Source organism: Pseudogracilibacillus sp. SO10305 (assembly GCF_037072005.1).
Classification (GTDB): domain Bacteria; phylum Bacillota; class Bacilli; order Bacillales; family Amphibacillaceae; genus Pseudogracilibacillus; species Pseudogracilibacillus intestinigallinarum.
Window position 1 is genome coordinate 1 of record NZ_JAXHDE010000023.1, and the last position, 18,444, is coordinate 18,444.

20 protein-coding genes are annotated in these 18,444 nt (G+C 36.3%); 17 read left to right on the forward strand and 3 right to left on the reverse strand.

The genetic code is table 11. From position 1 onward, the window contains the following. Positions 1-50: 50 nt before the first annotated feature. Positions 51-1,589 (reverse strand): LysM peptidoglycan-binding domain-containing protein, encoded by a 1,539-nt coding sequence (locus tag SPD45_RS13680; RefSeq protein ID WP_336268336.1) that lies wholly within the window; start codon positions 1,587-1,589, stop codon positions 51-53. A gap of 404 nt (positions 1,590-1,993) precedes the next feature. On the opposite strand from SPD45_RS13680, the gene SPD45_RS13685 reads away from it, so the two are divergent. Next, positions 1,994-3,082 carry an alanine racemase gene (locus SPD45_RS13685; RefSeq protein WP_336268337.1) on the forward strand — a complete coding sequence of 363 codons (1,089 nt, stop codon included), beginning with the start codon at positions 1,994-1,996 and terminating at the stop codon, positions 3,080-3,082. Here SPD45_RS13685 and SPD45_RS13690 read toward each other — a convergent pair. Continuing rightward, entirely contained in the window at positions 3,075-3,659 is a 585-nt protein-coding gene (locus SPD45_RS13690) for a hypothetical protein (RefSeq protein ID WP_336268338.1), read from the reverse strand. The genes SPD45_RS13685 and SPD45_RS13690 overlap by 8 nt on opposite strands. Positions 3,660-3,839: 180 nt before the next feature. Between SPD45_RS13690 and SPD45_RS13695 the strand changes: the two genes are divergently transcribed. The 4 genes from SPD45_RS13695 to SPD45_RS13710 all read left to right on the forward strand — a co-directional run bounded on the left by SPD45_RS13695 (position 3,840) and on the right by SPD45_RS13710 (position 6,195). After that, complete coding sequence (locus SPD45_RS13695) at positions 3,840-4,541, forward strand: response regulator transcription factor (RefSeq protein WP_336268339.1); 702 nt, start codon at positions 3,840-3,842, stop codon at positions 4,539-4,541. Continuing rightward, positions 4,531-4,977, forward strand: coding sequence for a VanZ family protein (locus SPD45_RS13700; protein ID WP_336268340.1), 447 nt, complete (start codon positions 4,531-4,533; stop codon positions 4,975-4,977). The genes SPD45_RS13695 and SPD45_RS13700 overlap by 11 nt, the downstream gene beginning before the upstream one ends. A gap of 32 nt (positions 4,978-5,009) precedes the next feature. Next, on the forward strand, positions 5,010-5,687 hold the full coding sequence (locus SPD45_RS13705; protein WP_336268341.1) for a peptidylprolyl isomerase: 678 nt from the start codon (positions 5,010-5,012) through the stop codon (positions 5,685-5,687). Positions 5,688-5,787: 100 nt separating this feature from the next. Further along, complete coding sequence (locus SPD45_RS13710) at positions 5,788-6,195, forward strand: hypothetical protein (protein ID WP_336268342.1); 408 nt, start codon at positions 5,788-5,790, stop codon at positions 6,193-6,195. Between the two features lie 82 nt (positions 6,196-6,277). Here the strand turns inward: SPD45_RS13710 and SPD45_RS13715 are convergent, their stop codons facing one another. Then, positions 6,278-6,877: a thymidine kinase gene (locus SPD45_RS13715; protein WP_336268343.1), complete on the reverse strand. Its 600-nt coding sequence runs from the start codon at positions 6,875-6,877 to the stop codon at positions 6,278-6,280. Between the two features lie 1,055 nt (positions 6,878-7,932). Here SPD45_RS13715 and phnG point away from each other — a divergent pair. The 12 genes from phnG (at position 7,933) to SPD45_RS13775 (ending at position 18,364) form a co-directional block, all read left to right on the forward strand. Beyond that, positions 7,933-8,355, forward strand: a complete 423-nt coding sequence (phnG, locus tag SPD45_RS13720; RefSeq protein WP_336268344.1) for a phosphonate C-P lyase system protein PhnG — start codon at positions 7,933-7,935, stop codon at positions 8,353-8,355. A gap of 49 nt (positions 8,356-8,404) precedes the next feature. Next, positions 8,405-8,998, forward strand: coding sequence for a phosphonate C-P lyase system protein PhnH (gene phnH, locus SPD45_RS13725; protein ID WP_336268345.1), 594 nt, complete (start codon positions 8,405-8,407; stop codon positions 8,996-8,998). Next, on the forward strand, positions 8,998-10,110 hold the full coding sequence (locus SPD45_RS13730; protein ID WP_336268346.1) for a carbon-phosphorus lyase complex subunit PhnI: 1,113 nt from the start codon (positions 8,998-9,000) through the stop codon (positions 10,108-10,110). The genes phnH and SPD45_RS13730 overlap by 1 nt, the downstream gene beginning before the upstream one ends. Next, entirely contained in the window at positions 10,097-10,981 is an 885-nt protein-coding gene (locus SPD45_RS13735) for an alpha-D-ribose 1-methylphosphonate 5-phosphate C-P-lyase PhnJ (RefSeq protein ID WP_336268347.1), read from the forward strand. Before SPD45_RS13730 ends, SPD45_RS13735 begins: the two co-directional genes overlap by 14 nt. Beyond that, positions 10,974-11,813 carry an ATP-binding cassette domain-containing protein gene (locus SPD45_RS13740; protein ID WP_336268348.1) on the forward strand — a complete coding sequence of 280 codons (840 nt, stop codon included), beginning with the start codon at positions 10,974-10,976 and terminating at the stop codon, positions 11,811-11,813. Before SPD45_RS13735 ends, SPD45_RS13740 begins: the two co-directional genes overlap by 8 nt. A 20-nt stretch (positions 11,814-11,833) precedes the next feature. Further along, positions 11,834-13,012: a phosphonate metabolism protein PhnM gene (gene phnM, locus SPD45_RS13745; protein ID WP_336268349.1), complete on the forward strand. Its 1,179-nt coding sequence runs from the start codon at positions 11,834-11,836 to the stop codon at positions 13,010-13,012. A gap of 19 nt (positions 13,013-13,031) precedes the next feature. Then, positions 13,032-13,733: a phosphonate C-P lyase system protein PhnL gene (gene phnL, locus SPD45_RS13750; protein ID WP_336268350.1), complete on the forward strand. Its 702-nt coding sequence runs from the start codon at positions 13,032-13,034 to the stop codon at positions 13,731-13,733. A gap of 91 nt (positions 13,734-13,824) precedes the next feature. Beyond that, positions 13,825-14,634 carry a PHP domain-containing protein gene (locus SPD45_RS13755; protein ID WP_336268351.1) on the forward strand — a complete coding sequence of 270 codons (810 nt, stop codon included), beginning with the start codon at positions 13,825-13,827 and terminating at the stop codon, positions 14,632-14,634. Positions 14,635-14,753: 119 nt separating this feature from the next. Next, entirely contained in the window at positions 14,754-15,803 is a 1,050-nt protein-coding gene (locus SPD45_RS13760; RefSeq protein ID WP_336268352.1) for a PhnD/SsuA/transferrin family substrate-binding protein, read from the forward strand. A 149-nt stretch (positions 15,804-15,952) separates the two neighbouring features. Next, positions 15,953-16,717: a phosphonate ABC transporter ATP-binding protein gene (gene phnC, locus SPD45_RS13765; protein WP_336268353.1), complete on the forward strand. Its 765-nt coding sequence runs from the start codon at positions 15,953-15,955 to the stop codon at positions 16,715-16,717. A gap of 12 nt (positions 16,718-16,729) precedes the next feature. Then, positions 16,730-17,515, forward strand: a complete 786-nt coding sequence (gene phnE, locus SPD45_RS13770) for a phosphonate ABC transporter, permease protein PhnE (RefSeq protein WP_336268354.1) — start codon at positions 16,730-16,732, stop codon at positions 17,513-17,515. Next, positions 17,516-18,364 (forward strand): ABC transporter permease subunit, encoded by an 849-nt coding sequence (locus SPD45_RS13775; RefSeq protein WP_336268355.1) that lies wholly within the window; start codon positions 17,516-17,518, stop codon positions 18,362-18,364. Positions 18,365-18,444 lie beyond the last annotated feature (80 nt).

The following is an 18,444-nucleotide window of genomic DNA, read 5'->3' on the forward strand; positions in this document are numbered from 1 at the left end:
ACAATAATAAACGCCCATGTTGGATGAACATGGGCGTTTTAGTTTTAAAATTAGTAGAAACGCTTGTAACTATCGAAATATTGGCTCCAGTAAGAATTACTAACATTAGAGATTTGTACTCCACCAGAAGATCCTGCATGGATAAAGTCTCCGCCGCCAAGATAAATTCCCATATGTGACATATGGTTTGGACCACCGTATGTTCCTTTAAAGAAAACTAAATCTCCAACTTGTGGATTGCTAATTTCATATGAGCGACTATCATATCCTACAACACTTGTACGATCTATGTCGTAAGCCCATGAAATAAATCCACTACAGTCAAATCCGCCTGGTGATGCACCACCCCATACATAAGGTGTTCCCATTACAGATTTCGCTTTTGTAATTAGATCGCCACTTTGTGCAGTTGTGTTAGATGTACCAGTTGAATTATTGGAACTGTTGTTAGAGCTATTTGAACTAGAGTTATTACTTGTAGAACCTTTTGCTCCTTCTTTAATTGCAAGCTTGTCCCCTGGATAAATAATGGCTGAACCTAAACTGTTCCAAGACATTAAATTTTTAACTGTCACACCGTGCTTAGCAGCGATAGCTCCTAGAGTGTCACCGCTTTTAACTGTATACGTACTTGCTGATGAACTGCTTGTATTACTAGAACTAGATGAACTACTAGAGTTGCTAGAGTTACTAGAACTAGAAGAAGCACCTTTTTTCACCGCTAATTTATCACCAGGATAAATCATATGTCCGCTAATATTGTTCCAGCTTTGTAAATTGCTTATAGACACACCATGTTTAGCAGCGATAGCTCCTAGAGTGTCACCGCTTTTAACTGTATATGTGCTTGCAGAAGAACTACTTGCATTACTAGAGTTTGATGAACTACTAGAGTTGCTAGAGCTACTAGAACTAGAAGAAGCGCCTTTTTTCACTGCTAATTTATCACCAGGATAAATCATATGACCGCTAATATTGTTCCAACTTTGTAAGTTGCTAACGGAAACTCCGTGTTTAGCAGCGATAGCCCCTAAAGTGTCACCACTTTTTACTGTATATGTACTTGATGATGAGGCACCGTTATTTTTGCTAGAATTTGAACTTGCTGAGCTATTAGAATTGCTTGAACTACTAGAGCTTGAAGCCCCTTTTTTCAAGCTTAATTTTTCACCTGCATAAATAGTTGTAGAGCTTAAATTGTTCCAGCTCATTAAATTATTTACAGATACTCCATTTGCTGCTGCAATATGACTTAATGTGTCACCGCTTTTAACAGTGTATGTGCCACCACTGCTTTTTGAAGTTGATGTCTTGTTAGAAGATGATTTTTTAGAAGAGTTTGCTGACGAGCTGTTCGCCTTACCTTTATCACCAACTTCTAACACTTGATTTACATAAATCATATCGCCTGATAAGTTATTTAACTTCTTTAATTTTGTAACAGAAGTTTCATACTTTTTTGCGAGTGTCCATAAATTATCGCCACTTTTTACTTTGTGTGAAGCGGCATCAGCACTTTCCGCTCCGACAAATGCAGAAGCAATTACTGCTGTTGCCGTTACAGACATAAAAATACCTTTTTTCGCCATGACAAAATCCTCCTTATATAATTTAAAACATTGTGTACGAAAAATATGTCGAGTTTATCCAATTAAAGGGAATTAACTGGAAATACCCCGAAAAATAAATAGTGATTTAATTATAGCACTTTATAATTAATAATTCATTTGGCACTAGTTTTTGTAACACAATCTTAATATACGGGACTAAAAACCTGTCCTAAAGTTCTGTGAATACTGGAAATAATGCTAAATATGGAAGTTAATGGTGTAAAACTAGCGATAAAGGTAAGGTTATAGAAAAATGTCAAATAATGTTTATTTTTTCCTGGGATTATTAGGTAATTTTGATTTTGTTATTTTGGATAAAAAGAGGAAGATGATTTTTTTTGCCGAAAATATTATGATAAAAGAAAGAATGGAGGAGGATGAAAATGAATGTAGAAACACCAGCACTTTTATTAAATGTGGCACAGTTAGAGCGCAATATTGAAAACATTATCCGTTTTTCAGAGGAAAATGGTGTCCAATATCGTCCACATATTAAAACACATAAAAGTATTGAGATAGCCAAATTACAGATGAAGTACGGTGCAATTGGCATTACGGTCGCTAAAGTAGGGGAGGCGGAAGTGATGGCAGAAGGTGGAATAGATAATATTTTGATCGCTTATCCTATTGCAAATGAAGCGAAAATAGATCGCATAAAACAATTACGAACAAAGGCACATATTATCGTTGCAGTTGATTCTGTAGAACAAGCAAAAATGCTTGCCACACGGTTTACGGAAGAAAATCCTCTACATGTTTGGATAAAAGTGAATAGTGGGTTAAATCGTGTCGGTGTGGAACCAAATGAAGAAGTTGTGACATTAGCAAAATCAATAAAAGAAACGGGCAGTTTATATTTGGATGGTATTTTTACACATGCCGGTCAAGCATATGGAGCAGCAACAACAGAAGAGTTAGAGGAAATCGGCCGGAAGGAGGCTGAAACAGTGCTTGAAAGTGTGCGATTATGTGAAGAAGTAGGCATCACAATTCGTCATCGAAGTATTGGTTCGACACCAACATATCGAATTGCTGGAGCGGTAGACGGGATTACGGAAATACGCCCGGGAAATGCTGTCTTTTTTGATATGGTTCAAGTTGGATTAGGTGTGGCGACGAAGGAGGAATGTGCGTTAACAGTAAAGACGAGTGTTGTTTCTGTGAAAAAAGATAGGGTAGTTTTGGATGCTGGGAGTAAGACACTTGCTTTAGATAGGGGAGCACATGGAAATGATAGTATCCAAGGACATGGATATATAAAAGAACATCCATCCCTTGTAATTGAACGGTTATCAGAAGAGCATGGTGTTGTACCGTTACATAAAGAGATGGATATTTCATTGAATGATGTATGGACGGTTATTCCTAATCATACATGTGTCGTTGCAAATTTATTTGATACGTATACATTGCATCGTGATGGCACACTTATTGGTACGTGGCCAGTGGATGCAAGAGGAAAGCTTACCTAGAGGAGGCGTTATTTGTCTCCTCTTTTTGTATGATAGAAACGAACAGGTTATACCAAATGGCAATGTCAGATTGTTCTACTTCGTCGAAACTTTTTGGAAGTGCACTAGAAAATAGAGGTAATTCTATTGTTTGTGTAGTCGTTTCATCAAGTGTAATCGTTAATGTTGCTTCTTTTACACGATATTGTGCATTGACTTCTTTAAGTTCTGTTTTTCCTGCAATATTATTTTCTTTCGTTAATAAAGCCTCTTTTGATGGGGTGTTTCTCGTTACAGTTCTAATGGGTGTTCCATCAAGGTTCCAAACAATTTGATAAATAGTATGATAAGGTAGTTCTTTATATTGTAGTTTTTTCCTTTGAAAAACAGTGTACCAAATCATTTCCTGCTCCTCATCATGAATGATGTCAAAATGAGCCCCGCTAAATAAGTTCGTTACGTGAATATTTTTGTATGTAATAAAACGTTCCACTGCTTCAGATTTTTGTACTGCATAACGCTTTTCATTTAATTTAATTACTAATACTACAATGAAAAATAAAATTGCAATGGACATAAAAATTGTAAATAAAGTCATATGTTTATCCCCTTTTTCTTTAGTTTTGCCAAATATTTCATTTATATATACTGAAAATTTAATAATATGTATAGTGTAACATGAATATGACAAAAATTAGTGGGAAAATTCCTTTAAAATAGCGAAATCATGCCGATATATAGAATGTGATAGAGTTAAATGAAACAGGAGTAGGTATGTATGAACAACGAAGAAATAAATTTAATCATCATTGATCAAGATTCTCTTTTTTGGGAAGGGTTTCGCTATTTGTTAGAAAAAAACCGTACAATTCATGTGGATATAGTAACAGATGATAAAACGGTTTTCTTCCCATTATTGGAACAACCTTCTGAGAAAATTGTATTGATTAGTGGCCAGTTTTTACAGCAATATAAGCGAGAATTTAATAATATACTTCAGTTACCTCATCTAAAAGGGATGATTATTTCTGATCGGTCCGAGAACTATTTGTCTGACGCGTTAGATGTCGGAGCAATAGGTTATTCATTAAAAGACATGAGTTATGAAGGATTTATTGAAGCAATTCGTTCTGTTTCAAATGGGTTATATTGGTTTCATCCGCATGTTACAGGTCCTATTTTGAAAGAGTATGTACGTGTCATGCCAAAAATAGAAACAAGAGCGAAGAAAATGTTAGCACATCATTTTACTAGGCGTGAATTAGATGTATTAAACTTGCTAGCAAAAGGTTATAATAATAAAATGATAGCTAGAGAGCTAGATGTAACGAATTTTACCGTAAGTAGTCATATACGTAGTATTTTAAAAAAGTGTAATGTACATGATCGTACGGCAGCCGTTGTAAAAGCATTTGAAAATGGTTGGGTGAAAATAGACCCAAAAATAGAAAAAGAAGTGGAAATATTAGATGAAGGATAAACAAATTTTTCGTTGGTTACTTCCTTTAGGATGGATGGGATGTATTTTTTACTTGTCCCATCAACCGGGAAGTGAATCTAGTGAACTTAGTTCAAATATAGTTATCGTCATATTATCCGTTATCGGAAATATTGTACCGTTTGACATAGATGTGAGCATTTTTCATACGATGATTCGAAAAAGTGCTCACTTTTTTGCGTATTTTATTTTAGGGATGTTATTTTATTGGGTATTAAGAGGAAAGAAGATTAGATGGCTCTATGCGCTTTTCCTTTCTTTTCTGTATGCTGTATCAGATGAAATACACCAATTATTTATCCCTGGTCGAAGTGGAGAATTTAGAGATGTATTAATAGATAGTTGTGGAGCATTGGTAGGGATAGTATTTATCATATGTTTATCACGACTTTTTCGTAAAAAAGATGATACAATATAAAATGGATAAGAGACATTTTAGGAGGTACGATTGTGCGGAAAATATGGATGATGAGTATGCTCGTTGTAATCAGTATGCTCGTTTTAGCAGCTTGTCAAAACGATGCGAATGATGAGCCGGAAAAGAAAGAAACAGAACAGCAGAATGAAACTGGAAATAATGAGGAAAAAGACGTTGCAAAAGTCGATGAAAGTATTAAACCTGTTGTCACGATGACGATGGAAAATGGTGGAGAAGTAAAGATCGAATTGTATCCATCTATCGCACCGAATACGGTAAATAATTTTATTTCTTTAATAGAAGATGGTTTTTATGATGGGCTAATTTTTCACCGTGTTATTCCAGGGTTCATGGTCCAAGGTGGAGACCCTGAAGGAAATGGAATGGGTGGACCAGGGTATTCGATACCAGGTGAATTTGAAGCAAATGGATTCGAAAATAATTTAGCACATACTCGTGGTGTATTATCGATGGCAAGATCGGAAGACCCGAACTCGGCAGGTTCACAATTTTTCATTATGACAGATGATGCAGAATATTTAGATGGAGAGTATGCAGCATTTGGGGAAGTAGTCGACGGGATGGATGACGTGGATGAAATTGTAAATGTAGAAAGAGATTCGGCAGATAAGCCAGAAGAAGATCAAGTTATTAAGTCAATGAAGGTTGATTTAGTGGGATATGAGCCTGCAGAAGTAGAAAAACAATAATAAGCTAGCGGTATAGGTTGGCTAAGTTGGCGAGGAGCGATGTGTTCGTTCTATCGCCTTTCTTATGCTAAAATTTGAGTAGATAAAGGAGTGGATGTAAATGATTCATGAGATTACATTAATGGAAGCATATTTAATAGAAGCATTAAAAAGTAGTGATGCCTCTCATTCTGAAATTATTTCCTATGTTCGACAGAAAGAAGCGGATCAGATGCAACGAGTGGCACAGTCTGATTCTGATTTCACTTTATTATATGAGTTAGAAGGACAGTTAGAAGATATTTTACGTGATGGGTACCGAGTGAAATTTTTAACGTTTCCAGGCTTACAACGTTTATTGTTGTTACAAGTGGAAAAAGAAGCAGACCTTGATTATACATTGAATGGTTTTACAGTAGAAGGTCTGTCATTAACGACGGAAGAAGCTGAAAAGGTAGAAACATTTTTATCTAAAAATTGGACATTCACAAAAACGGGGGAAACATATACGATTCAACCGACAATCTGAAGCATTATTGCTAAAAAACACGAATCATTACAGGAATTTGAAAAAATAATTCCGGATGATTCGTGTTTTTAATTATATATATTTATACTGAAAATGTTCCGTTTTGGTTAATATGTTTAACCGATTTATGACATTTGCGACAGACGGGTAAAAACTTTTCATTTCCCCCGATTTCAATTTGAGCTCCTTCATACACGGGAAATCCTTCATGATCAAATCGTAAGTTCATCGTCGCCTTTTTATGGCAGAACCAACATTCCGTTTTTAATTCTTTTATATTATCCGCATAAATTAATAAATATTTCGATCCTTCAAATAGATTGTTGAACGAATCATTTTTTAACCCATAGCACATGACTGTTACATCGTGATCATCTGCTAATTCAGTTAATTGTAGGACTTGTTCTTTATTTAAAAATTGCGCCTCATCAATGAGTAGAGAGTGTGGTTTTTCATCTAAATCGAGAATGAAATCTTTTATATTTGTCGTCTCATTGAAAGTATATGCTGTTCGTTCAAAGCCTGTTCGACTCCAAATCTTCCCAGTCTCAAAACGATCATCCAAGTGAGAAGTCAATGTTACAACACCTTTCCCTTGAACTTCGTAATTATAAGAAACCTTTATAATCTCCATACTTTTGCCTGCTGCCATCGTTGAATAATGAAAAAATAATTTAGCCATCATTGCCCTCCGAACTTTCATAAAATCATCTTTTCTAGTATAGCAAATTTCAAAGGATATATTTAGTATATCATCATCAATTTTTAATGAAAGCTTAAGGACGCTGGGCCGCTCTACAGTCCTTGAAATCGCAAAAAATAAAACTCAAGGACGCTGGGCCGCTCTACCGTCCTTGAAATTGAGAAAAATGAAAACTCAGGGACGCTGGGCCGCTCTATCGTCCTTGAAATCGCGAAAATCTAAAACTCAAGGACGCTGGATCACTCTATCGTCCTTGAAATCGCGAAAATCCAAAACTCAAGGACGCTGGGCCGCTCTATCGTCCTCGAAATCGCGAAAATCCAAAACTCAAGGACGCTGGATCACTCTACCGTCCTCGAAATCGCGAAAATCCAAAACTCAAGGACGCTGGATCACTCTATCGTCCTTGAAATCGCAAAAAATGAAAACTCAGGGACGCTGGGCCGCTCTATCGTCCTTGAAATCGCGAAAATCTAAAACTCAAGGACGCTGGGCCACTCTACCGTCCTCGAAATCGCGAAAATCCAAAACTCAAGGACGCTGGGCCGCTCTACCGTCCTCGAAATCGCGAAAATCCAAAACTCAAGGACGCTGGATCACTCTACCGTCCTCGAAATCGCGAAAATCCAAAACTCAAGGACGGTGGATCACTCTATCGTCCTTGAAATCGCAAAAAATGTAATCTCAGGGACTCTGGGCCGCTCTACCGTCCTTGAAATCGCGAAAATCCAAAACTCAAGGACGCATGCCCACGCTATCCACCTCGAAAAACAAGAAAGTCGTAATCCCAAGAACGCAAGCCACCCCTACTATTTCCCAAAACAAAGCTAAATACAAATATGCCTATCCTTTATGATGGTAAAACTATTGATGACCTTTGGAGTAGATGCATGAAGGGATCCACAGATGAATTTATGAATGTTCATGATCGTTCCTTTACATTTATTATATACTTTTTTACAATTACTTCATTTTATTTTTACTTTAATTCCACATTCCGTTTGTATGATTAATGGTGAGAGGAGGCTGTTACATTGCAAAGAAAAGAGCGGACCGAAATTTTAATTAAATCAGATCTAAGTGTAGCCAAACGTATTGCGGAAACATTAGAAGCAAAATATTCTTTTACAACATTAGTTGAACCACAGTATGGGTTAACGATGTTGAAAATGCGAGAATCTGCACAAAATAGTTTGTTTTATTTAGGAGAGGTGCTCGTTACAGAGTGCAAAGTAATGTTAGAAAATGATATTGGTGTTGGAGTCGTTATTGGAACGGAAATGGAGTTAGCAAAATATTTAGCAATCATTGATGCAGCTTTTGAAGCGGAAGTAATGGAAGTTCCATCGATTCAAGAAACATTACAAAAAGAGAAACAACATATCGAGACGGAAATGTTCAAGAAACAAACGGCTTTATTAAAAACAAAAGTAAACTTTGAAACGATGGAAGTATAACATTGCAAATGATGGAAGTATAACATTGCAAATGATGGAGGAAATAATAATGGAATTGAATGATGTACATGGTACACAAAAAGCATATCGAAAAATTTTACAATCGATGGCACGTCCTGGAGAAAATTTTATATTGCCAAATGAAACGAACAATATGATGGCATATGTCACCTGTTTGGAAGGGACGAAAACATTGTTATATACATTGTTAGATAGCAGTGTCACTTTTCACATACCTACAGAAAATCAACAAATGATTGACCTTATATCCACTTATACTTTAGCTCGTCATGAAACGATAGAAAAGGCTGACTTCATTATTTGTCCAAAAGGAACCTCAGAGCAGCAGCTCATTCGTTGTATGGAAAAATGCGCTATAGGTACATTGACAGATCCACATTTATCAACAACTTTTATTATCGAACAATCAATGAATGAACAACTTCCATCTTTACCGATTACTGGTCCAGGTGTAAAAGAGGTAAATAAAATGAAGCTAGGTGTACCCGAAGATGTCTTAGCCGTTCGTGAAGCACGTTTACAAGAATTCCCACTCGGTTTTGATATGATTTTTGTTCAAGAAGATGGAAATATATTTTCCCTTCCAAGAACGAGTCATGTAGGAAGGAAGGTGACACAGTAATGGCCTATGTTGCTGTGAAAAGCGGTACAGAGGCGATTGAAGCTTCTTTAAAACGACTGCAAGTGGAGAAATTAAGTTCTGAACATATGATGGAAGTCGAAACGATTATGGCAACGATGAAGTCTCTTGTAGACCAAGTAATGTCAGAGAGTAGTTTATACAATCGATATTTAGCTGCATTAGCGATTAAACAAGCTGAAGGTAGCATGGAAGAGGCGGTGTTTTTACTTCGGGCTCACCGGTCGACTATGCCAAGGCTTTATACGAGCATGATTGTGGAAACAGAAAATATGTTTGTAGAACGGAGAATATCTGCAAGTTTTAAAGATATTATCGGTGGGCAAGTACTTGGAGCCACACCCGATTATGCTCATCGATTAATCGATTTTTCGTTAGCGAATGATTCGATAGAAATGAATCGAGAGAAAATAGCGCAATATACAGCAGACATGGAAACGGAGAAAGAATCAGAGGAAATCATTCATTTCCCGAAAGTAGTCGAAACATTAAGAACGGAAGGATTATTTCCGGTATATGAAAAAAACAATGAAGATCCATACGACATAACGAAAGAAACGGTTAAATTTCCAATGGACAGAAGTGCTCGTTTACAAATGTTGACACGTGGGATGACGAGTGCGGTGACCGCGCTAGGGTATGCATCATTACGCGGTTATGGGGCAGTTCACCCGACGGTTGGAGAGTTGCGATATGGTCAAGTGCCGATTTATATCCAAACTAAACAAAGCGAACATGCGGAGGATGCTCATTATATCGGGGAAATTCCAATTACAGAAGTAGAGTCATTCGTGCCGATTTCGATAGAGGGCGAAGATGGAGAAGAAGATTTGGAGTTTGAAATTGGATATGGTGCTTGTTTTGGAAAAAATGAGACGAAAACAATTGCAATGAGTATATTGGATCAATGTTTAGAACATCCAGACAGACCATTTCCAACACATGATGAAGAGTTTGTATTGTTACATATTGATGCAGTGGAATCAACAGGATTTATTTCGCATTTAAAATTACCACATTATGTAACTTTTCAATCGAAATTAGATGCAGTAAGAAATGTAAAAAAGGAGCGTTCTACAAATGATGCAGAATGAAAACTTTGCATATTTTGATGAAGGAGCAAAAAAAGAAATTCGTCGAGCAACATTAAAAGCTGTTGCAATTCCGGGGTATCAAGTGCCATTTGCATCAAGAGAAGTTCCAATCGGTCGCGGATGGGGAACAGGTGGATTGCAATTAACTCTATCGCTCATTGGTAAAGAAGATATTTTAAAAGTAATTGACCAAGGTGCAGATGAATCAGTGAATGCAGTTAGTATAAAAAAGTTCGTGCAAAAAACGACAAATGTTAGGTGTACGGAGGAGACGAGTGAAGCAACGCTAATTCAATCGAGGCACCGGATTCCAGAGGTACCTTTAACGAAAGAACAAATTATCGTTTTACAAGTACCTGAGCCAGAACCTTTACGAGATATTGAAAAAAGTGAACGAAAAACGAAAGCATTGCATGCAGAAGAAGAATATAGTGGTGCATGGTTAAAGTTATTTGAACAAATTATGATGCATGGCAGTATGACGACAGATGCAGACCATCCAGTATTAGTTAATGGTCGTTATGTGATGGCACCAAGTCCGATTCCACGATTTGATAATAAAAAAATGAATCAATCTGATGCATTAATTTTACTCGGTGCGGGACGAGAAAAGAAAATTTATGCAGTACCTCCGTATACAGATGTACAATCATTGGCATTCGAAGATTATACGTTTCGTGTGGAAGACTTTTCCGGTAGAAGTTGTCGTCTATGTGGAAGTACAAATACGTTTTTAGATGAATTAATCGAAGAAGAAACGAAGAAGCTATATTACCAATGCAATGATACGAGTTATTGCATGAGTCTATTGAATGAGCATGATCCAATTGACGCTCTTCCTAAGGAAAAGGAGGTTTTGAAACATGTTTGAGGCACCATTATTACAAGTGAAAAATTTGTCGAAGATTTATGGTCCAACTTGCCCGAAATGTCGAACTGCAGAAAAAGAGACATTGATTAAAAATTATTGTGCATCTTGTCGAACTGTTCATGCGTGTAGGGATATTTCTTTTGATCTATTTGAAGGAGAAATCTTAGGCATCGTCGGTGAAAGTGGTAGTGGAAAATCAACATTAATGCAATGTTTATATTTTGACCAAGAAGCAACAACTGGTGAAATGATTTTACATCATGAAACAGGCATGGAAGAGAATTTATTAACAGCCTCTGCTAGAAAAAAACGTTTTATTCGAAACAATAAGTTTGGCATGGTATATCAAAATCCAATTTATGGATTGAAAATGGATTATTCAGCAATTAGTAATGTTGCCGAAAAAATGATTGCAGCTGGTAACCGCAATGTAAGGGAGATGGAGGAAAAAGGAAATGAGCTATTACAAAAGGTAAATATTCCATCTTTTCGAGTGAAAGATGCCCCGGAACAATTTTCTGGCGGGATGCAGCAACGTGTTCAAATTGCAAAAGCATTATCCAATCATCCGCCGATTTTATTTCTAGATGAAATTACAACAGGGCTTGATTTATCTGTACAAGCGAATGTACTTGATTTAATGAAGGATATTCAAGTGGAATTTGGCGTAAGTATGATTGTTGTTTCGCATGATTTAGCAGTTATTCGAATGTTGGCGGACCGGACACTTGTTATGCTTGATGGAAAAGTGATTGAAGAAGGTTTAACAGATCAAATTTTAGAAGATCCACAACATGCGTACACGCAACAATTAGTATATTCCTTAATTTAACTTTGGAGGAGGTTTTTCTTATGTATGTCATCCATAACGGTTTAATCGTTACAGAAGAAAAAATTTTAGAAAATCACGCACTTGTCATTGATGGAAAATATATTCATGCAATTGTACCGAATGAAGAGGTAAAGAATTGGCAGAATGCTGAGCAGGTAGATGCGAATGGTGCTTATATTACATCAGGGTTTATCGACATACATTCTGACTATATTGAAACTATTTCTGCACCAAGGCCAACGAGTTTAATTGATTTAAATATTAGTTTAAAAGAAACAGAGAAAATTTTAATAAATAATGGTATTACAACGATGTTTCACTCTTTATCACTTTATAAAACAGATATGTTCTCAAAAAATGCTATGAGAACGAAAGAAAACGTACAAAGATTAATTAATTTAATTCATGAAACGAGTGATGATTTACATTTAATCCGCCATCGATTACATGCGCGTTTTGAAATCGATAATACAGAAGGTGTAGATTTATTACTAGAAAATATTGAACAAAATAAAGTACATCTTATTTCGTTTATGGATCATACACCAGGGCAAGGGCAATATCGAAATCTCCAATATTACTATGACACGATTCAAGGATATCGGTCGATCTCAAATAATGAAATCCAAACGATGATCGCAGAAAAACAACGTGCTGAAATTATTACTCCGGAACAAATTAAAGATATAACGACATTAGCAGTGGAAAAAAATATTGCTGTTGCATCACATGACGATGATCATATGGAAAAATTGCATTTAGTACAATCTTTTGGCACGACGATTAGTGAATTTCCAATTACTTTAGATGTTGCAAGAGGAGCGAAACAATTAGGACTATACACAGTGGTTGGGGCACCGAATGTGTTATTAGGAAAGTCACATTCAGGTAATTTATCTGCTGTAGAAGCGATTGAAAATGATTGTGCAGATATTTTATGTAGTGACTATTATCCATCTGCTTTATTACATGCTGTTTTTCAACTACATAAACAGTACGGCTATGATTTACGCGAAATGATTAACAAAGTGACCATCAACCCTGCACGAGCGGTAAAAATGGAGGATGAAATAGGGTCAATTCAAGTCGGAAAGAAAGCAGATTTATTAATAATTGAAGAAATGGATCATGGGTACCCAATGTTAACGAAAACAATGGTCGACGGGTTGTTTATAACGGAAACAAATTATCGTATATAACGTGAAGAGGAGTGTCCAAATGACGATATTATGTGTGGAAGGATTTAAGAAACATTTTTTTATCCACCATTTAAATAAAAAAATCTCTGCCGTAAATGAAGTGAATTTTACGGTGGAAAAAGGTGAATTTATCGGCATCGTCGGTAAAAGTGGAAGTGGGAAATCAACAATATTAAAAAGTATTTATCGTTCCTATTTACCTGATGAAGGTGCAATCATTTATGATTCCGACTTTTTTGGAGCGGTCGATTTATGTAAAGCGACAGAAAGAGAAATGGTGTATTTGCGTAAACATGAGATCGGCTACGTTTCACAATTTTTAAATGTGATGCCACGAATTACTGCCCGTCAGCTAGTAGAAAATGCGCTCTTAGAAATAGGCGTAGATAAAAAGACAGCTAAAAGTCGTGCCGCAGAAGCTTTACATCATTTTGAGTTAGATAGATCTTTATGGGACACATATCCAAATACCTTTTCCGGTGGTGAAAAATTACGGCTAAACATCGCAATTGCAACTGTTAAAAAGCCCCGTTTACTTTTATTGGATGAACCAACAGCAAGTTTAGATGATCGTTCGAAAATAAAGGTGCGGGAAATGATCCAAAAATTAAAACAAGATGGCACGACATTGATTGGAATTTTTCATGACTTACAGTTTATGGATGGTCTATGTGACAAAGTGTACACGATGGAAATAAAAGATAAAGTAGGAGTGGAGTAATACAGGAAAACAGGTGGAAAAAAGATTACATAGTTTGAAAGTGAATGTGGTAAAAAAGAAAGACATTATAGCGTATAAAGGACGGAATAAGATGATTGATTTGCACTTGCATAGTAACTATTCAGATGGTTCGGAATCGATGGAAGAAGTTGTGAAGCGAGCCAAACAAGCAGGCTTAACAGAAATTAGTTTTGTCGATCATGATCGACAAATAAATGTAGCAGAAGCAAGGCGATTAAGTAAGTTATATGACATGAAAATTATTCCAGGCATTGAAATTTCAGCTTATGATTTTGTGAGAAATCGTAAAGTGCATATTTTAGGTTATCGGTATAAGGAAGATGCCCAACATATTGCAACTTTATGTGATACTGTCTTACAACGGCGTCAACAACATTCATTGGCACAATTAGAAAAGATAATCGCTGCCGGGTATGACATACAAGCTAAAGAGGTGGAAAAGTACGCAAAACATAGTGAGGTTATATATAAGCAACATATGATGCATGCATTAACAGATGCACCGTTTCAATCAGAACAATATCAATTATTATATCGTTCATTATTTAAAGGAGACGGGATTGCATCGGGAGACATCACGTATGTTTGTGCCATTGATGCCGTAGAAGCAATTGTGAAAGATGGTGGTATCGCAGTGCTTGCACATCCAGGGCAATTAGACTCATTTGAACTCGTTCCAACACTTGTTTCCCACGGTTTGCGTGGCATTGAACGGAATCATTTCGACCATACTCCTGCACATATGGAACGAGTAGATGAACTTGCTCGTACATACCATTTAGTCATGACTGGTGGATCCGATTATCACGGGATATATGGAAAAGGAGTTTCACTTGGTAAATGGGTTAGTCCACAATCTATCGAAAAAGCACTCGTATAATTATACGATTTATATAAAAGAGACACATAACTTATAAGGTGGGATGTGTATCGAGAAAGTTCCTAGATGATGTACATGTCAATGGGTAAAAGATAAACATAATAGGGAGATGTAATGAAATGTTAAAAAAGCTAAGTTTACTAACGACTATATTACTGTTATCTGCTTTATTAGTTGCATGTGGGAATGCGGTAGATGGTAAAAAAGGCAATAATTCATCTAGTGAAAGTGACGTCATTGAGATTGTCTGGTATCCAAATGAATCAGGAGAAGATATGAAATCTTCCCGTGATGAAATTGGAGCATTAATTGAAGAAAAGACAGGAAAAAAGGTAGAACACCATTTAACGACAGACTATGCAATTGCGATTGAAACCCTTGTAAACAATAATGCAGCACTAGCATTTATGGGTCCTATAGGATATATCGAAGCAAAGGAAGGGAATGAGGCGATTGAACCTTTAGTTGTTCCATCAGGTCCTTCAGGAACATTAGATGATGCCATTTACTATAGTTGGTTAAGTGTAAATATTGATGAACAAGATGATTTCAAAGAGAATGGTGAATTTTCATTAGATACTATTGCTGGGAAGAAAATGTCGTTCGTCTCCAACAGTTCCACATCAGGTTTCGTCGTGCCTTCTTCAACGATTGTTGATTACTTTTCAGAGCAAGAGGAATATGCGGATCTAACTGCAGACAATTTAATGGAAGGTGGACCATTTTTTGAACAAGTTTTATTTGGAAATTCACACCAAGGATCTGCCGTAAACTTATTACAAAATAAAGTGGATGTTGCAGCGTTTTGTGATACTTGTGTTGAAAGTTATGTAGACATTGTCGAAGGTGAACCGAATGAAATTGGTACTGTTTATAAAGTGAAAGACAATGCAACCGAACCTTTCAATACGGTTCAAGGTGAAGAATTTATTTTAATGAATTCAACACCAGTGTTAAACTCACCATTTGTCGCAAATACAGACGTATTAGGAGAAGAAGATTTTGAGAAATTACAAGAGTTGTTTACGTCGGATGAAGTAGCAAACAACGAGAAAATTTTCGTTCCGGAAGATGCAGAGGAATCGGCATTATTTTACAAATCAGCGGATGAAAAATTCATTGCGGTAGAGGATGAGTGGTTCAATCCAATTCGAGAACTATCCAAATAAGGTATAGTTCGTTTTGAAAAATACAATCAATTTAATTTTTAAATAGAAAGATGAATAGTTTTCTATGGGATATACTGTCAATTTCCTTTTCTCCTCGTATCTGAAGTGTATCCCATATTTTTAAAAAAGAATAAAAAGGAGATGGAATGATGGCTTTATTAGAAATGGAAAATGTGAGTAAATCATATCACGCAAAAGCAAAAGTGTTAGAAAATATAAATCTACAAATTGAAAAAGGAAAACTAATTTCCGTCATCGGACCTTCAGGAGCAGGGAAATCAACATTACTACGTACGATTAATCGGATGGTTCAAATTGATGGTGGGAAGATAATTTTTGATGGAGTGGACACGACATATTATCGAAAACAATCATTACGAAAAATGCGTCGCGATATTGGGATGGTTTTCCAGCATTATAATTTAGTTCCAAGATTAACCGTCATTGAAAATGTGTTGCACGGACGTCTAGGATATAAAACAACATTACAAGGGCTATTGAATCGATTTACGGAAGAAGAAAAGCAGCGAGCATTTTCTTTATTAGATACATTAGGCATCGTGGAGCATGCATATAAACGCTGTGATCAATTAAGTGGTGGTCAGCAACAACGTGTAGGAATTGCGCGGGCATTAATTCAAACTCCAAAACTTATTTTATGTGATGAACCGATTGCATCTTTAGACCCGAATGCATCTGAAGTGATTATGAATTACTTAAAAAGAATAACAGAGGAATACGATATTACTTGTATCGTAAATTTACACCAAGTAGATGTTGCGAAACAATATTCTGATAGAATTATCGGGTTGAATGAAGGAGATGTCGTCTTTGACGGTGTGCCATTACAATTAACAGAAGAACAAATTAATCATATTTACGGTATTAAAACGCGAGAATTAATTACAGTATAAGGGGATATTCTTGTGAGTGAAAAAACATATCAACGTCATAAATGGAAATCAGCATTATTTTTTATCGTAATTATAGCCATTACGATTGGTTCGATTATTATTACACAATTCGACATGCTCAATGGAATGCAAAGCTTTCCAGCTGCTTTTATGTGGATGACCTCTAATTTACTCATTTCAAGTGAGGCGTTAGAGAAGTTACCAACTATTCTCGACAAATTGTTCGAAACAGTGTTTATGTCAATTGCGGCTTCGACCACAGGAGCTATTGTTGCTATGTTTTTAGGTGTGATGGGATCAAATGCAACTTCGCCTAATAATGTTTTCAGTTCTATCGCGCGGATCATCGCCTCTTTTTCAAGGAATATTCCAATCGTTGCTTGGGCATTAATTTTGCTTTTATCGTTTGGGCAAAATTCTTTGACAGGTTATTTAGCACTTTTTATTGGTTCGGTAGGATTTTTAACACGAGCATTTATTGAATCGATCGATGAAATCGACCATAAAAGTATGGAAGCATTACGGGCAACAGGGGCAACGTATTTTCATCTCATCGGAAAATCTGTCATCCCTCAAGGAAAACCGCAAATGATTAGTTGGGTATTGTTTATGATAGAAACGAACATTCGAAGTGCAACATTAGTCGGTATATTAACGGGCACAGGTATTGGCTATACGTTTGATTTATATTATAAGCAGATGGATTATGGAACAGTTGCATTAATTACGTGGACAATCGTCATAACAGTCGTCATCATTGAATTGATGTCAAACTATATTCGAAAGGTGATTATGTAAATGGACTATTCACTTGATTATTATATGAAGAAAACGAAAACAGGCAAAATACGTTTGAAATCTGGAGATAAAGCTGAAAGAACGATGCGGATTACTTTGCTCAGCTTAACGATGTTAACTTTTGTTTCTTTTATATTTTTTGACCTGACAGGTTTCGAGTTAAAAACGGCTTTCGTCGAAACGATGTATAATCTTAAATCGATGTTTTTGATGCCTGCTTTAAGTCATTTTACGTTCATGGAAGGTCTATTTCAAGTAATACAAACGTTAGGTTTGGCTGTGTTGTCTACGATTATTGGGGCAGTTATCGCTTTCTTCTTAGCCTTATTTGCTGCAACAAATATTTCTAAACCATCTGTCTCAAAGGTTATTCGTGTAATGGTTGCATTTATTCGTGCAGTTCCAACTGTTTTATGGGTGTTAATTTTTGCAATTTCAGCAGGATTAGGTAGTGAAGCGGCAGTGCTTGGCATGATGTTTCATTCTATTGCATATTTAGTGAAAGCATATTCGGAAGCAATCGAAGAAATAGATGCTGGAATTATTGAATCGTTGCGCGCTTCAGGTGCGAATTATTGGCATATCGTTAAACACGGCATTCTTCCTTCCACATCCACATACTTATTATCGTGGACATTTCTTCGATTTGAAATCAACTTCGGGGTAGCAGTAGCAATGGGAGCTGCAGCAGGTGCTGGTGGTATTGGGTTTGAGCTATTTATGGCATCCGGTTTTTACTATGATTTACGTGAAGTAGGTTTTATTACGTATATGATTTTACTCATCGCAATTATGTTAGAGATGTATTCATCAAAATTAAAAGGTAAATACTTACAAGCTTCTTCTTAAATTAGGAGGGGCTTTTTTTAATGGAGAGAAATATTCGTTAAACGAAATATTGTTATTGGAGATCCTATTCCTTCATAACT

What these genes read in the sequence shown, in the direction of transcription:
- SPD45_RS13680 (WP_336268336.1), bottom strand. Translation starts at nt 1,589, where the DNA reads ATGGCGAAAAAAGGTATTTTTATGTCTGTAACGGCAACAGCAGTAATT.
- SPD45_RS13685 (WP_336268337.1), top strand. Translation starts at nt 1,994, where the DNA reads ATGAATGTAGAAACACCAGCACTTTTATTAAATGTGGCACAGTTAGAG.
- SPD45_RS13715 (WP_336268343.1), bottom strand. Translation starts at nt 6,877, where the DNA reads ATGGCTAAATTATTTTTTCATTATTCAACGATGGCAGCAGGCAAAAGT.
- SPD45_RS13775 (WP_336268355.1), top strand. Translation starts at nt 17,516, where the DNA reads ATGGACTATTCACTTGATTATTATATGAAGAAAACGAAAACAGGCAAA.
- phnC (WP_336268353.1), top strand. Translation starts at nt 15,953, where the DNA reads ATGGCTTTATTAGAAATGGAAAATGTGAGTAAATCATATCACGCAAAA.
- SPD45_RS13695 (WP_336268339.1), top strand. Translation starts at nt 3,840, where the DNA reads ATGAACAACGAAGAAATAAATTTAATCATCATTGATCAAGATTCTCTT.
- SPD45_RS13740 (WP_336268348.1), top strand. Translation starts at nt 10,974, where the DNA reads ATGTTTGAGGCACCATTATTACAAGTGAAAAATTTGTCGAAGATTTAT.
- SPD45_RS13700 (WP_336268340.1), top strand. Translation starts at nt 4,531, where the DNA reads ATGAAGGATAAACAAATTTTTCGTTGGTTACTTCCTTTAGGATGGATG.
- SPD45_RS13710 (WP_336268342.1), top strand. Translation starts at nt 5,788, where the DNA reads ATGATTCATGAGATTACATTAATGGAAGCATATTTAATAGAAGCATTA.
- SPD45_RS13735 (WP_336268347.1), top strand. Translation starts at nt 10,097, where the DNA reads ATGATGCAGAATGAAAACTTTGCATATTTTGATGAAGGAGCAAAAAAA.
- SPD45_RS13755 (WP_336268351.1), top strand. Translation starts at nt 13,825, where the DNA reads ATGATTGATTTGCACTTGCATAGTAACTATTCAGATGGTTCGGAATCG.
- SPD45_RS13760 (WP_336268352.1), top strand. Translation starts at nt 14,754, where the DNA reads ATGTTAAAAAAGCTAAGTTTACTAACGACTATATTACTGTTATCTGCT.
- SPD45_RS13690 (WP_336268338.1), bottom strand. Translation starts at nt 3,659, where the DNA reads ATGACTTTATTTACAATTTTTATGTCCATTGCAATTTTATTTTTCATT.
- phnM (WP_336268349.1), top strand. Translation starts at nt 11,834, where the DNA reads ATGTATGTCATCCATAACGGTTTAATCGTTACAGAAGAAAAAATTTTA.
- phnH (WP_336268345.1), top strand. Translation starts at nt 8,405, where the DNA reads ATGGAATTGAATGATGTACATGGTACACAAAAAGCATATCGAAAAATT.
- SPD45_RS13730 (WP_336268346.1), top strand. Translation starts at nt 8,998, where the DNA reads ATGGCCTATGTTGCTGTGAAAAGCGGTACAGAGGCGATTGAAGCTTCT.
- phnL (WP_336268350.1), top strand. Translation starts at nt 13,032, where the DNA reads ATGACGATATTATGTGTGGAAGGATTTAAGAAACATTTTTTTATCCAC.